This is a genomic window from Polaribacter sp. (genome assembly GCF_965656025.1).
Taxonomy (GTDB): domain Bacteria; phylum Bacteroidota; class Bacteroidia; order Flavobacteriales; family Flavobacteriaceae; genus Polaribacter.
This window is the reverse complement of the sequence record NZ_CBFHJT010000014.1, coordinates 30,873-45,230: the sequence shown is the minus strand read 5'-3', so window position 1 is coordinate 45,230 and position 14,358 is coordinate 30,873. Positions and strand designations below refer to the sequence as shown.

Here is a 14,358-nt window from a genome sequence, read left to right as displayed (position 1 = left end):
CATATATGCTTTTAAAATTAAGGCAGGACCCTCATAAACTGCAAAAGCAGGCGTCTCTTTTGATTGTTTTATTATGATTTCATTATCGCGTAAATTGGTGAAAAATATCGGCCAAGGATTGCCTCCTAGTTGCGGTGATTTTAAAGCATGTCGTCCAAATAAATTAAAATCGATTGCTGTTCTATATTGGCCTAATAAATCTCCAGCAACAAAGCCTTCATAACTCATTTCGTCTCCAAAATTGTAAATTACTTGTCTTAACAACAAACTGGGTTGTACCGAAACTGGCGCATTTTGGTTGGTGTTAATTTCTTCAAAATCTTTGGTGCAACTTGCCAATGTAATTGCAAAAATTGCGATGCTATATATAATTTTTTTCATGTTTTTTCTTAAAAATTAAATCCAACTTTAAAACCGATGCTTCTGCTTGTAGCATAACTCATATCTTCTACACCGCTTACAAAACCATTGCCTTGTACAGCCAATTGTTCTGGGTCAAAATGTGGATTTTCTGTAATTACAAAGAAGTTATTTCCTATTAAGGATAAATTCATGGTAGATTCCTCTTTTAAGCCCATAAAGCCAGGGTTAAAATTAAGTGTGTAGCCAACTGAAAATTGTCTTAATTTTAAAAAAGAAGCGTCGTATACATTGTTTTCTTCATGGTTTCTGTCATAAAATTGTCTGTAATAACTTTCTGGAGAAACTGCAACTGTGTTAGGTAAACCAGTGTTTATATTAACTCCTTGAGGCACAATATCGACTTCTCTATTTGCTGTTTCTGCCAATTGTCCACCAACATTTCCTAAAGCTCTTGTTCTAGAAACAATTTCGCCACCTTGTCTCCAATCAAATAAAAAGCTTGCATTCCAATTTTTATATTTGAAACGATTGTTCCAACCCAATGTAAAATCTGGATTGTAATTTCCAATTTTAATTAAATTATTGTTGGCAATGTAGCGTCCATTATCATCTAAAAGAAATTCGCCATTGTCATTTTTTTGATACCCAGTTCCATACATATCGCCAATTTGTCCACCTTCTTCTACTTGAAACCAAACCGTTTGGTTGGCACTGTCATAAATCCTGCTGTAAGCCAGTGTTAATCTACCTTCATCTTGTGGTAAATTTTTAATGATAGATTTGTTACTGGCAAAATTAAAAGTGGTATTCCATGTAAAGTTTTTAGTTCTGATCGGTGTCCCTCCTAAGATAATTTCGACTCCTGTCGTGTTTACTTCTCCACCATTTACCACTTGCTGATTGTAACCCGAAGAAATCGGAATAGGCAATGAAATTATCTGATCTTTGGTGGTATTGTTATAGTAGGTAAAATCTATATTTAATCGATCTTTAAAAAAACGAACATCTGCGCCAAATTCATAAGAAGTAGTGCTTTCTGGTTTTAAATTTGCGTTTGGTATAAAATCTTGATTGCTAAAAGTAGGTTGTCCATTAAAAGGTGTTTGCGATACAAATGCACCGGAAGTTTGATACGGATTGGTATCATTACCCACTTGTGCAACACTTGCTCTTAATTTTGCAAAAGAGATGTTTTCTGGTAATTCTGTAAAGTTAGAGAGTATAAAACTTGTAGAAACTGAAGGGTAAAAGAACGAAGTACCATCTGCAGAAAAAGGAGTGGCTAAAGCGCTAGACCAGTCGTTTCTACCAGTAATATCTACAAATAAGTAATCTTTATAACCAAATTTTGCAATACCATATAACGAGTTTATTCTCTTTTTAGATTCAAATTGAAAAACTTCTAAAGGAGATGCTGCGTTGTTTAAACTAAAAATACCAGGTTGTGCTAAGTTAGTAGTTTGAGTTTGTTTGGTGGATGCAGTTTGGTCTAATCGATTTCCACCAAAAGAGGCATCAAAAGAAAAGTCTCCAAAAGTATTGTTATAATTTAGTAAAAAATCGGTGTTTATTTCTCTGTAGAAAACATCATGTTCTGCATACGCACCGTTTTTAAAACGGTTGGAACTAAAATTACGTTTAAATTGTCTCCTTTCTGAGGAGTAATCCATTCCAGAACGTAGAGAAATACTTAAATTATCTGTGAATTTATGATTAAGGGCTATGTTACCAAAAACACGATCTCTTTTAAACGAGTTGGTATTTTCATTCAACGTAAAAAAGGGATTGTCAAAATACGTATAGTTAAAAGAATACTGTTGTACGCCTTCTAAACCTGGTTGCCAGTAATTACGCAAACTATTTATATTTAAAGATCTCGGACCCCAAGCAACCAGTGAGTAATTTGCATTTTCACTTCCATAACCATTAGAAGGTCTGTTATCACTTCCAGAATTTACATAATTGATAGAAGAAGTAATTTTTGTTTTTTCAGTTGGATTGAAATTCAATTTTAAAGCCACAGTTTTACGTTCTAAATTCACACCAGGAATAATAGATTCGCTATCTAAATCTGTAAAAGATAAACGATAAGAACCTCTTTCAAAACTGTCATTTATAGCAACGTTATTAATGGTAGTAACCCCTGTTTGATAAAAATCTTTTAAATTATCTGGGTTTGATTGGAACAAGGTAGGTGTAATCGGAATTCCAGAATACAAAGAAGTATCTGCACCACGAACCACAGTACCATCTGCTAGTGTTACAGGAGAATCAAATTGTGGAATTAAATTACCAGCATCTAATTTTGGACCCCAAGAATAACTAATTAAATCATTGGTACCGCCACCTAAACCGTCTACATAAGCAAACTGACCAGAGTTACCTTGCCCATATTCGTTTTGAAAATCTGGCAAACGAAAAGCACTGTCTAAAGTTACAGTAGAATTGATGCTAATTCCTAACCCTTTTTTCTTTTTACCATCTTTGGTTTTTATTACTATTACACCATTTGATGCTCTTGTACCGTATAAAGCAGCGGCACTTGGCCCTTTTAAAACCGTTACAGATTCAATATCATCAGGATTTACTTCCATGGCACCATTTCCAAAATCAATTTCTTGAAAACCAGCAGCAGCTTCATTGGTAAAATTAAGAATAGAATTGTTGTTTATTGGCGTTCCATCTACCACAAAAAGTGGATTGTTATTCGAAAACGAAGCTTCCCCACGAATGGTAATTTTTGAAGAAGAACCAACACCTGTTGCTCCTTGAGAAATAGTTACACCCGCCAATTTACCAGACAAATTGTCTAAAAAGTTTACGGTTTTTACCTCTGTAACATCTTTTGCTTTTATTTCTTGAACAACATAACCCAATTCTTTTGTTTTTCTATTTACCCCTAAAGCAGTTACTACAATTTCATCTAAATTTGTCTCAATTTCTTCTAATTGAACATTAATAATCGTTTGTTTTCCTACTTTTATTTTTTGAGTTTTATAGCCCAAATACGAAAAGGTTAAGATTTTATTTTCATTTAAAACTTCTATACTATACGTACCATCTATGTCAGAAGTGGTACCATTTTTAGTTGATGAAGAAATACTTACATAAGGTATTTTTTGACCGCTATTTTTATCTGTGATAACCCCAGATATTTTAATTTGTGAAAAACTGATGCTAGTAAACAACAGTAAAGTCCACATAGAAATGTGTTTCATTCAATGTAATTTTTGTGTAAAAAAAAGTTGTTTTATATATTGTTATTTATCAATATAAATGATGTGTTACGCAAAAATTAAAGGAGATCCTTTGTTGAAGTGTTGAGAAAAAAGTACGGTTTGATATTCCGTTTTTTTATGAATAAACTGTTTTTTCTCAATTTGAAAAAAAACAAAAAGTAGCTTTAAAATTGATGTTGGAATCGCTTTAAAACTATGTATAATTTTTTTGATGTCCTCTTTAGAATCTAAATCATTTAAAAGTTCTAAAAAAGAAATTTGTAATTTTTTGGTAGCTGAAATTGATGTGATACATTTCTGTAAACGACTGGTTTGCCAGGGTAATTTTAAAAAAGTTTTTTTGTTAAAAAAGGCTTTTTTAATTCCCATTAAATAAAAACCTCCATCTTTAGAAGGTCCTAATACCAAATCATTTTTTTCTAATTGATGCAAAGCAGCAATTAAATGATGCGATTTTAAGTGAGGCGTATCATTACCAATCGTAATTACATTACTAAAACCTCTATTGAAAACAGCTTCAATAGCATTTGAAAAACGTTCTCCAAAAGATTGACCAACTTGATTTTTTTCTGAAAAATGAAAGAAAGTAATTCCAGATTTTTTTACTGTTTTTAGGGTTTGTTGATTCAGTGCACTAAAAACGTCTGAAGAAAGAAATGACTTTCTTTCAGCATCTTTTTGAGCTGAATTGGCAAAAACTAAAAGGGCAGTATTATTTTTCAATCTTATATTTTAAGCAACAACTCCTTGACAACTACTTCCTGCACCAGCAGTACAACCATAACAATGTTGATTGATAATGATATTTCTATTTTGTAACAATTCTTCATTATAATCAGACACGTGTTTTACTTTGCTAGCTACTTTTAAGTTTAGCATTTGATTAAAATCACAATCATACAACCAACCATCCCAACTAATAGAAATCGTATTGGTACACATTACATTTTCTACAGCTTCTGGATTGTAAGCATCCAATAAAGAATGCATATAATCTTCGTAATTATCTGAAGCAATTAAATAGTCTAAGAATCGACTAATTGGCAAATTGGTAATGGCAAATAAACTATGAAAATCAATATCAAAATCAGCTTTTAAAGCTTTTTTGAAATCATTTTCTAAAGCTTGTTGATCTCCAGGTAAAAATGCACCTGAAGGATTGTAAACCAAATCTAATTTTAAATTAGAACCTGGCATACCATAACCCACCGCGTTTAATTCCTGTAAGGCTTTTATAGATTTGTCAAAAACACCATCACCTCTTTGTTTGTCTGTTTTTCCACGAGTCCAATGAGGCATCGAAGAAACTACGTGTACATTGTGTTTTTTAAAAAACTCTGGTAAATCGTAATATTTTTTATTGGCTCTAATAATGGTTAAATTAGAACGCACAATAAAATCTTTAATTCCTGCTTTGGATGCTTCTTCTACAAACCATCTAAAATTAGGATTCATTTCTGGTGCACCACCCGTTAAATCTAAGGTGTGTGCTTCTGTTTTTTTGATCACATCCAAACATTGTTGCATGGTTTCAACTGTCATAATCTCTTTTCTGTCTGGACCAGCATCTACATGACAATGCTCACATACTTGATTACACATATACCCTAAATTAATTTGTAGAATTTCTAACTTTTTAGGGCGCAAAGGAAAATGACCGGTTTCTTTTATTTTTTCTGCAAATGTGGGTAGTTCTCCGTCTGCAAAAATTCCGTTTGAAAGAATTTCCATTTGACGAGAAGTATTTGCTATATCGTTATTTCTTGCTTTTAATGATTTTGTAGCCATATATTATGCTGAATTTGACTCAGTATTTTTTTAGGTTCTTTAAATTTATTTACGAAGTAAACTTTGGTTTGGTTTTTTTAGATTGAACTTAAGAAATTTTATACCTGTTACATGGAATTTGTCAAAGTATTTTTTAATATAAAATTTCTAAGTTTATCGTTTTTGATATCCCAACTTTCGTTGGGATAAGCGACCTCTAAAATTTTTTAATTAGAGATCCCTGTTTTCACAGGGATAAGCGATGCACACAAAAACGTAAAAATGTTTTTGGTTCTCTGCTTACATTTCTAACTTATTTACTTTGTTCATCATCTGAACTCCATGCACTAAAGTTGCGCCACTTTTTATGGCAGCACCTACGTGAATGGCTTCCATCATTTCTGGTTTGGTAATACCTCTTTGTAGCCCATCTTTGGTGTAGGCGTCTATGCAATAAGGACATTGCTCTGTGTGTGCAACAGCTAAGGCAATTAAAGATTTTTCACGAGCCGTTAAAGCGCCTTCCTCAAAAACTTTCCCATAATAATCAAAGAATTTGTTGCCTAATTCTTCACTCCATTCTGTGATTTTGCCGAATTTTCTTAAGTCGGCTGCATCGTAATATGATTTTGACATAAAATGATTTTAATTTTTTTGAAATTGAAAGATACAAATTGTTTTTGAAGAGCAACAAGTTAAATTTCGTCTTTATTTATTGTTTAAAGACCAATCGTATTTTAAATAATTAACTTTCGCATTTGATTTAATTGCTGTGGTAGAATATTTATTTAAATAATTAATAAGTGAACCGTTTTTAGTAAAATCACCTTTAAACCAATTGAAAATTTCTGAAATCTGGACTTTCTTTCCCGTTATTTTATTTCTTGATGCATCGTTTATAAAATCTTTCATTAAAAGCTCTAATTGTTTATCAATATTTTCTTCTGTAAAAGCTTTGTTAGATAATTTGGGGCAAGAACCAGATGCACAATTTACACCTACGTGTATTCTTGGGTCAAATAAGTTTTTACGTAAAATTTCGTGTTCTATATGATCTAAGGTATACGTTTTACCACCTACTTTAGCAAAAGGAATTTTCCAAGCGGTTTTGCCATCTTTTTTAATATCCATAATAGATTTTAAAGGATAATTTTCTAAAATTAACTTGATGGTATATGCATTATAAGCATTTATCCAGAATGCTTTTTGTTTGTTCTCTGACCATGAATTGTCTGGATTTGTTTTTTGTAAATAAGAAAGATAAGTATCTATTTTTGATGCATCATCTTTAAAAGATTTGTAATCAACATTTCCTTTTTTATCTACATGTTTTTCTAATAAATTATTAAATATTGATGTTTGTGCTTTGATTTGTAAAAACACAAAAAGCATCACTAAAAGTAAACTCGTTTTTTTCATTTTTAATTGATTTATGATGGTTTAGACGCTGTATTTTAAAAGTAATTACAAAAATTACCCTAAATTTTATTTCTTATTTATGTATAGCGTTATTACTACCTATAAGAATAGTGTCATCTATTTCTTCATTGACGTCTAAATTAAATCTTTTTCTAAATGCGTATACCGCTAGATATAAAAGCGGAGTATCTAATGCTGCTATTAGTATTTTAAAAATTACACCACTTATAAAAAGGCCTAAAAAGTTTTTCCATTCTATAATTCCGAATGAACAAAGCAATACTAACACGGTTAGTGTATCTATAATTTGAGAGCTGAATGTAGAGAAGTTGTTACGTAGCCACAAATGTTTTCCTTTGGTGAGTTGTTTCCAAAAATGATAAATTTTAATGTCTATAAACTGCGCAAATAAATAAGCCAACATGGATGCTAAAACTGCCAATGGTGCTGCACCAAAAACGTTGACAAAAATACCATCGTTAACAGGAGACCAAGGTGTTGCGGGTACTTCTTTAGAAATATAAATGATTAATAATGAGAAAAATGAGGCAAAAACACCAGCAATAACAACTTCGTTTGCTTTTTTCTTTCCGTAAATTTCAGATAAAATATCTGTAATTAAAAAGGTGATGGGATAGGGCAATAAACCCACAGAGACTTCAAAGAGTTTTGTATCGAAAATCTCGATATCAAAAGGATACCAATAAAAGAATTTTTGGAATATTAAGTTAGAGGTTACCAAAGAAGCTATAAAAAGAGCTGCAAGAATTAGGTAAATTCTATTGGCAAGTAGTTTGTCTTTGTATGTCATAAAAAACGAAGTTACGAATTTTTAGGAAGTTTGAAGTTTTGTGAATTAATAATAAAGAAGCAGTAAGAAAATGAATGCTGTAGGCAAAAATGTTTAGCCCCGATTGTAGCAATTGTTTGAGCTCTTTTTGGGGAACAAAAAAGCGAGTGCGGAAAGCGGGATTAGCTTCCACTAAAAATTACTATTTTTGCCCACACAAACAACAATTATATTATTTATGAAAGCATATATTTTTCCAGGTCAAGGAGCGCAATTTACAGGAATGGGATTGGATTTGTACGAAAACTCTACTTTGGCACAAGAATTATTTGAAAAAGCAAACGATATTTTAGGCTTTTCTATTACAGACATTATGTTTGAAGGAACAGCAGAGCAATTAAAAGAAACCAAAGTTACACAACCAGCCATTTTTTTACATTCGGTAATTTTAGCGAAAGTTTTAGGCGATGCTTTTCAACCAGAAATGGTTGCAGGACACTCTTTGGGGGAATTGTCTGCTTTGGTTGCCAATGGCGTTTTATCTTTTGAAGATGGTTTAAAATTAGTTTCAAAGCGTGCTTTGGCAATGCAAAAAGCCTGTGAAATGCAAGAATCTACCATGGCAGCAGTTTTAGGTTTGGCAGATGACGTTGTTGAGGATACTTGTGCAGCAATTGATGGAGTAGTAGTAGCTGCAAATTATAATTGCCCAGGTCAATTAGTGATTTCTGGTGATGTTGAAGCTGTAAAAAAAGCTTGCGAAGTGTTAACAGAAAAAGGAGCAAAAAGAGCTTTGTTATTACCTGTTGGGGGTGCATTTCATTCGCCTTTAATGGAGCCAGCAAGAGAAGAGTTGGCGGCAGCTATAGCAACAACAACTTTTAATGAACCTACGTGTCCTGTATATCAAAATGTGGCAGCCATGGCTATTACAGATGCAGCAACCATAAAAGGAAATTTAATAGCACAATTAACCGCACCAGTAAAATGGACACAATGTATACAAGCCATGATTGCAGATGGAGGTACTGAGTTTATAGAAGTGGGTCCTGGTAAGGTTTTACAGGGCTTAATGCGCAAAATTGATAGAAGTGTTGCCGCTAGTGGGGCAAGTTTTGCTTAGTAAGAAAATAAATTTTTGATATAAACACAAAATCCCAATTTCAAAATTTGAAATTGGGATTTTTTATACTTTACTTTTTCTCTACTCTATTATCTCTTTTCTTTAAGGTTAATTCTTAATTTTCTCCGAGGTTTTATTTAATAAAATTGGCTCTCCATAACCCAATTCTTTCATTCTTTCTAACTGTGTTGCAGCATCACCAACAACTAACCAAATCATTTTATCAGGATTTACATATTTGTTTGCTAATTCTTGAATGCGTTCTTTGGTCATGTTATTTACAACAGCTTCTCTATCTTTTACATAATCTGGTTGTAAACCGTAATTGCTAATATTAGAAAGCATGTTTAGTTTTGCTCTAGAAGTCTCAAAAGCTCTTGCATTACTTTTTATTAAGAAACTTTTTGTAGTTTCTAAATCTTTATCAGTAAATGTTGTTGGGTAATCTTCTAATATTTTTTTTACTGCTTGCGCAGATTCTAACGTAACATTAGAACGTACACCACTAGAAATGGTAAATGCACCTTTTGCTTTTGTACCAGAAAACCCAGAACGAATTCCATAAGTATATCCTTTGCCTTCCCGCAATTCTTGTGTTAAACGCGATGCAAAACCACCACCTCCTAAAATATAATTCATTACAGAAGCAGGGTAAAAATCTTTATCTGTAGCTGCTAAAGCTGGGGTACCAAATTGTAAAACCGATTGTTTGGCATTCGGTATATCATAAAAATACACGGTTGGTTTTGTAGGTGCTTCTGGTGTTTTATATTCAGGTATGGTTACTTCTTTAACGTCCCATTTTTTATTTAAATCGTCTAAAGTTTCCACTACTTCTTGTTTAGAAATAGCACCAACCACTAACATTTTTGCAACCGAAGGAGAAATATAATTGTTGTAATAATTTTTTACATCCTCTAAAGTGATGTTTTCTACAGAGGCAATGGTTCCTAAAGTATTTTTAGAGCGAATATTGTCTTTACCGTAAATTAACTCGTTATAGGTATTTCTTGCTACAGAATTCGGACTTGCTTCTTGCTGACGCAAACTAGCAATGGTTGCTTTTTTTAGTAATTCAAACTCTTGAGCATCAAACCTTGGATCTAAAAGCATTTCTTTAGCAATAGCTAATGTTTTATTATAGTTTTTAGCTAGGGTAGTTCCGCTAATGGTAATATTTTCTTTACCAGAATAAATGTAAATAGATGCACCCAATTCTTGAATTGCTTCTTCTAACTCTGCAACAGTTTTGTTTTTTGTGCCTTTGTTTAATAAATCTGCAGTTAAGTTAGCAACTCCTAATTTGTCCATAGATTCTAGAAGTTGGCCTCCATCAATAGTTAAATTGAAACGTACTAAAGGAACTTCATCATTATTTATACCATATATTTTTAAACCATTATCTAAACCTGTTTCATATATTTTTGGAACAGCTAAACTTGGTTTTTCTCCATAAGGAGGTTCAATGCTTCTATCAAAAGTAGAAGGTGTTTTTTCATAAGTTGCTGCAATTTTTGGGTCGAAATTTTCTTCTGCACCAATTACTATTTTTTCTTCTACAACGTCTGCTAAGTCAGAGTTTTCTAAAGCCAGTTCTTTACTGTTTTTAGGCACAAAACTGGTAGCAATATAGTTTTTGTCTTTAATATATTTGTTGTAAACTCGCATTACATCTTCTGTAGTAACAGCTAAAGTGCTTTGTATGTCTTTCGTCACAAAACCAGGGTTACCTGTGTAGGTATTGTAAGATGCTAAATTAGTTCCTTTGCCTAAAACACTAGATAAGCTTCTGTAAAACTGTGTTTCTTGCCCTGCTTTTATTCGGTTTAAATCTTTTTTAGAAATTCCTTTTGCTTCAAATTTTGCAAAACCTTTTTTTACTCCTTCTAAAACAGCATCTAGTTTTGTATTATTAAAAGCTCTAACAGAAAGTTGTGCTTCGCCTGCCAATTCAGAGTTTCTACTATACATGCTTACATATGAAGTTAGTTTTAGTTCGTCTACTAAAACAGTATTCATGGGTGCAGATTTACCATCAGATAAATATTGAGTTAATACATCTAACGCATACGAATCTGGATGATAAGATTCTACTGTTGGCCAAACCATAGTTAATTGTGGTACTCTTGCAAAATTATCTTCGTAATATAATTTTTTAGTTTCTTTTACAACTCCTGGTTTTTTTTCTAATGCAGGAATCTCTTCACCTCTAGGGATTTCATCAAAATATTTATGTACCCACTTTGTTGCTTGTTCAATATTGATATCACCAGATAAAACTAATGTAGCATTATTAGGGACATACCATTTTTTAAAAAAGGTTTTTACATCTTGTAAAGTAGCGTTTTGTAAATCTTCTAAAGAGCCAATAACTTGCCAATTGTAAGGATGGTCTTTTGGGTATAGATTTTTACCAATTACATATTGATTATGTCCATATGGTCTGTTATCTATACTTTGTCTTTTTTCGTTTTTAACAACTTGTTTTTCCTTTGCCAAAACAGGATCTGTTACAGTGTTTATAAACCAACCTAGTTTATCGGCTTCTGCCCAAATCATTTTTTCTAAAGCATCTTTTGGTACAGTTTGTAGGTAATTTGTTCTATCTCTAGAGGTAGAGCCATTTGCCCCAGAACCACCAATTCTTGCGCTCATTTTGTCTAATCCACCTTTTCCTAAGTTTTCAGATTCTAAAAATAGTAAGTGCTCAAATAAATGAGCAAAGCCTGTTCTACCTTCAACTTCTCTTGCAGAACCCACATGTACCATTAATTCTACAGCTACAACAGGGTCTGATTTGTCTACATGAAACACCACATCTAAACCATTGTCTAGTTCAATTTTTTTGTAATTAATACTTAATTCTGGAGTCTTTTCTGCAGAAGAATCTTTACAAGCCACTAATAGAGCTGTAGCTATAAATAATAGAAATAATTTTTTCATACTCGGTTGATTTTAAAAATTTAAAATTACAAATATGATGGCATATTTTATAGGATGGTAAGTGTTAAATAAAACGTAAAAAAAATCTCAAAACTAAGTTTTGAGATTTTTGAATTTTATTTTGCTAATACGCAATCTTCACAATCTTTTATTTCACCATAATAGGTTTCTCTATATTTATGTAAAGTTTTTAGATTGATAAGATTTAAAACGGTCTTTTTTATATAAGTCACTTTCGTGTTTAAAGTGCCCATTTTTACGGTATGACGTTGTTCTAATCTTGTTTCTCTTTTAATTTTAATCAGTTTCATTGGGTTCTTTTATCATTAGTAATATATTTACAAAGTTACTTGTAATGAGGGTCAATGTCAATAAATACGATGTAAAATATTGAAAATCAGATAAAAAATACAGATATGAAAAAAAGAACCCCTTATTTTTACAGATATGTTAACAGATATTTGTATTAGTTAAAATATAATAAACTAAAAAAGTGTGTTTTTTACTAAAAAGTGCGCAAAAAACATCAAAAATCATGAAAAACATCTAAAAAACACCCCATTTCTGCTTAAAATGAAGTTTTTTGTAAAATAATTAACTTACAAAATTATTAATAGTTTCTGTGATAAATTCTAATTGTTCATTCTCTAACTCAGTGTGCATAGGTAAAGAAATTACGGTTTCTATTAATTTATTGGTAACAGGAAAATCACTTTCTTTATAACGAGAATCTGTATAAGCTTTTTGCGCATGCAGTGCTACGGGATAATAAATGGCATTTGGTATCCCTTTTTCTAGCAAATGTTTGTGCAAAGCATCTCTTTTACCATTGGTAATTTGTAAGGTATATTGATGAAAGACATGACAATCGCAGACGTCACAAATTTGACCACAACTATTGGTTGCATTCGATTTTGTAGTGGGTGTAATTATATTTGCGTTGTTTTTAAAAGCGTTGTTGTAAAAACGAGCTGCATTTCTTCTAGCATTACAATAGTTATTCAAGTTAGGTAACTTTGCTTTTAAAACACCAGCTTGTATAGAGTCTAATCTCGAATTTACGCCTACTACATCATGGTAATATCTTGTGTACATTCCGTGGTTTACAATACCTCTAATAGTATGTGCCAATGCATCATCATTGGTAAAAATAGCTCCACCATCACCATAACAACCTAAGTTTTTAGAAGGAAAAAAAGAAGTGGTACCAACATTACCAATAGTACCTGCTTTTTGTTTTTTACCGTTTTTAAAAGTATAGTTGGCACCAATGGCTTGTGCATTGTCTTCTATCACAAATAAATTATGCTCTTTAGCAATTTCCATAATAGCATCCATATTGGCAACTTGCCCAAATAAATGTACAGGTACAATTGCTTTTGTTTTAGGAGTAATTGCCTTTTTTAAAGCGTCTATATCAATATTAAAAGTATTGGCATCTACATCAACTAAAACAGGTGTTAATTTTAACAAAGCAATTACTTCTACTGTGGCTGCAAATGTAAAATCTGCGGTAATTACTTCATCACCTTGTTCTAAACCCAAACCCATCATTGCAATTTGCAAGGCATCTGTACCATTTGCACAAGGTATTACATGTTTTACATCTAAATATTTTTCTAAATCTGCTTGAAATTCGTGCACCAAAGGACCATTTATATAAGCAGAAGTATTTAAAACTTGTTCTATAGAACTATTTACATCTTCTTTAATTTTTGCATATTGACCTTGTAGGTCTACCATTTGGATTTTTTTCATGAAGTAGTCATTTTAAATACACATCAAAAATACAATATAAATCTATTATCTTTGAATATATCAAACAGATTTCCATGAAAATATTGAAAAAAATTTTTGTATTCCTATTATTGCTTTTATGTGCTTTAACTGTATTTATTTGGTTGTATACAAACGCATTAAAACCAAATTATAAAGGTGAAATTGATTTAGAAAATTTAAAGGATGAGGTTACCATTCATTTTGATGAGATTGGAGTACCACATATCAATGCTAAAAATCAAGAAGATGCTTATGTGGCTTTGGGTTATGTGCATGCGCAAGACAGATTGTGGCAAATGGAATTGATAAGAAGAATTGCCCCTGGTAGATTGTCGGAAATTTTTGGGAAGGATTTATTAAAAACAGATCTGTTTTTTAGTGGTTTGGGTATTGAAGAAGCAGCGGCAAAAACCATAGAGAACCTAGATAAAAATTCTGAAGCTTACCTTTTAACACAGAAATATTTAGATGGAATTAATCAATTTATAGAAGAAGGTCCAACCCCAATAGAGTTTCGTTTAGTGGGAGTCAAAAAAGAAAAGTATACCATTAAAGACGTATATAATGTGTTTGGTTATATGGCATTTAGTTTTGCTGTTGCACATAAAACAGATCCTTTGCTTACAGATATCAAAGAGAATTTAGGAGATGCTTACATCAACGAGTTGATGAGTTCTTATCATAAAAACTTAACCATTAATAAAACGTTAGTAAACCCTTTAAAATCTAATTTATCTAAAGAAGTTAGTCATATTATGGATGCTTTACCAGTTTCTACATTTATAGGAAGTAACTCTTGGGTAATTGGTGCAGAAAAAACTAAAAACGGAAAAGTTATTTTTGCTAACGATCCTCATATTGGATATTCTCAGCCTTCAGTTTGGTATCAAAATCATATAAAAACACCCGATTTTGAAATTTACGGATTTAATATT

11 protein-coding genes and 1 pseudogene are annotated in these 14,358 nt (G+C 31.8%); 2 read left to right on the top strand and 10 right to left on the bottom strand.

The window, feature by feature from the left end; genetic code table 11:
- From ACTG3S_RS04295 to ACTG3S_RS04265, 7 genes and pseudogenes are all read right to left on the bottom strand, one after another.
- Positions 1-381, bottom strand: a pseudogene (locus ACTG3S_RS04295) (SusD/RagB family nutrient-binding outer membrane lipoprotein); the annotation flags it as partial.
- An 8-nt stretch (positions 382-389) separates the two neighbouring features.
- Positions 390-3,581 (bottom strand): SusC/RagA family TonB-linked outer membrane protein, encoded by a 3,192-nt coding sequence (locus tag ACTG3S_RS04290; protein ID WP_439128137.1) that lies wholly within the window; start codon positions 3,579-3,581, stop codon positions 390-392.
- A gap of 66 nt (positions 3,582-3,647) precedes the next feature.
- The gene (locus ACTG3S_RS04285; protein ID WP_439128136.1) at positions 3,648-4,325 is read right to left on the bottom strand and encodes a DUF2064 domain-containing protein; all 678 of its coding nucleotides are present in this window, start codon (positions 4,323-4,325) and stop codon (positions 3,648-3,650) included.
- Positions 4,326-4,334: 9 nt separating this feature from the next.
- On the bottom strand, positions 4,335-5,390 hold the full coding sequence (arsS, locus tag ACTG3S_RS04280) for an arsenosugar biosynthesis radical SAM (seleno)protein ArsS (protein WP_439128135.1): 1,056 nt from the start codon (positions 5,388-5,390) through the stop codon (positions 4,335-4,337).
- 279 nt (positions 5,391-5,669) lie between these two features.
- On the bottom strand, positions 5,670-6,005 hold the full coding sequence (locus ACTG3S_RS04275; RefSeq protein ID WP_439128134.1) for an arsenosugar biosynthesis-associated peroxidase-like protein: 336 nt from the start codon (positions 6,003-6,005) through the stop codon (positions 5,670-5,672).
- 72 nt (positions 6,006-6,077) lie between these two features.
- A complete protein-coding gene (locus tag ACTG3S_RS04270; protein WP_439128133.1) occupies positions 6,078-6,788 on the bottom strand; it encodes a DUF547 domain-containing protein in 711 nt (236 codons plus the stop codon).
- Positions 6,789-6,861: 73 nt separating this feature from the next.
- Positions 6,862-7,599 carry a queuosine precursor transporter gene (locus tag ACTG3S_RS04265; protein ID WP_439128132.1) on the bottom strand — a complete coding sequence of 246 codons (738 nt, stop codon included), beginning with the start codon at positions 7,597-7,599 and terminating at the stop codon, positions 6,862-6,864.
- 217 nt (positions 7,600-7,816) lie between these two features.
- On the opposite strand from ACTG3S_RS04265, the gene fabD reads away from it, so the two are divergent.
- Positions 7,817-8,701 (top strand): ACP S-malonyltransferase, encoded by an 885-nt coding sequence (gene fabD / locus ACTG3S_RS04260; protein ID WP_439128147.1) that lies wholly within the window; start codon positions 7,817-7,819, stop codon positions 8,699-8,701.
- Positions 8,702-8,809: 108 nt separating this feature from the next.
- Here fabD and ACTG3S_RS04255 read toward each other — a convergent pair whose 3' ends face one another.
- The 3 genes from ACTG3S_RS04255 to ACTG3S_RS04245 form a co-directional block, all read right to left on the bottom strand.
- A complete protein-coding gene (locus ACTG3S_RS04255; RefSeq protein ID WP_439128131.1) occupies positions 8,810-11,644 on the bottom strand; it encodes a M16 family metallopeptidase in 2,835 nt (944 codons plus the stop codon).
- Between the two features lie 116 nt (positions 11,645-11,760).
- Entirely contained in the window at positions 11,761-11,955 is a 195-nt protein-coding gene (locus ACTG3S_RS04250) for a hypothetical protein (protein ID WP_439128130.1), read from the bottom strand.
- A gap of 283 nt (positions 11,956-12,238) precedes the next feature.
- Positions 12,239-13,402: a DegT/DnrJ/EryC1/StrS family aminotransferase gene (locus ACTG3S_RS04245; protein WP_439128129.1), complete on the bottom strand. Its 1,164-nt coding sequence runs from the start codon at positions 13,400-13,402 to the stop codon at positions 12,239-12,241.
- 74 nt (positions 13,403-13,476) lie between these two features.
- On the opposite strand from ACTG3S_RS04245, the gene ACTG3S_RS04240 reads away from it, so the two are divergent.
- On the top strand, positions 13,477-14,358 hold an 882-nt coding region (locus ACTG3S_RS04240; protein ID WP_439128128.1), incomplete at its 3' end, for a penicillin acylase family protein.

Coding starts and splice junctions, on each gene's coding strand:
- ACTG3S_RS04290 (WP_439128137.1), bottom strand. CDS start 3,581: ATGAAACACATTTCTATGTGGACTTTACTGTTGTTTACTAGCATCAGT.
- arsS (WP_439128135.1), bottom strand. CDS start 5,390: ATGGCTACAAAATCATTAAAAGCAAGAAATAACGATATAGCAAATACT.
- ACTG3S_RS04275 (WP_439128134.1), bottom strand. CDS start 6,005: ATGTCAAAATCATATTACGATGCAGCCGACTTAAGAAAATTCGGCAAA.
- ACTG3S_RS04270 (WP_439128133.1), bottom strand. CDS start 6,788: ATGAAAAAAACGAGTTTACTTTTAGTGATGCTTTTTGTGTTTTTACAA.
- ACTG3S_RS04265 (WP_439128132.1), bottom strand. CDS start 7,599: ATGACATACAAAGACAAACTACTTGCCAATAGAATTTACCTAATTCTT.
- fabD (WP_439128147.1), top strand. CDS start 7,817: ATGAAAGCATATATTTTTCCAGGTCAAGGAGCGCAATTTACAGGAATG.
- ACTG3S_RS04255 (WP_439128131.1), bottom strand. CDS start 11,644: ATGAAAAAATTATTTCTATTATTTATAGCTACAGCTCTATTAGTGGCT.
- ACTG3S_RS04250 (WP_439128130.1), bottom strand. CDS start 11,955: ATGAAACTGATTAAAATTAAAAGAGAAACAAGATTAGAACAACGTCAT.
- ACTG3S_RS04245 (WP_439128129.1), bottom strand. CDS start 13,402: ATGAAAAAAATCCAAATGGTAGACCTACAAGGTCAATATGCAAAAATT.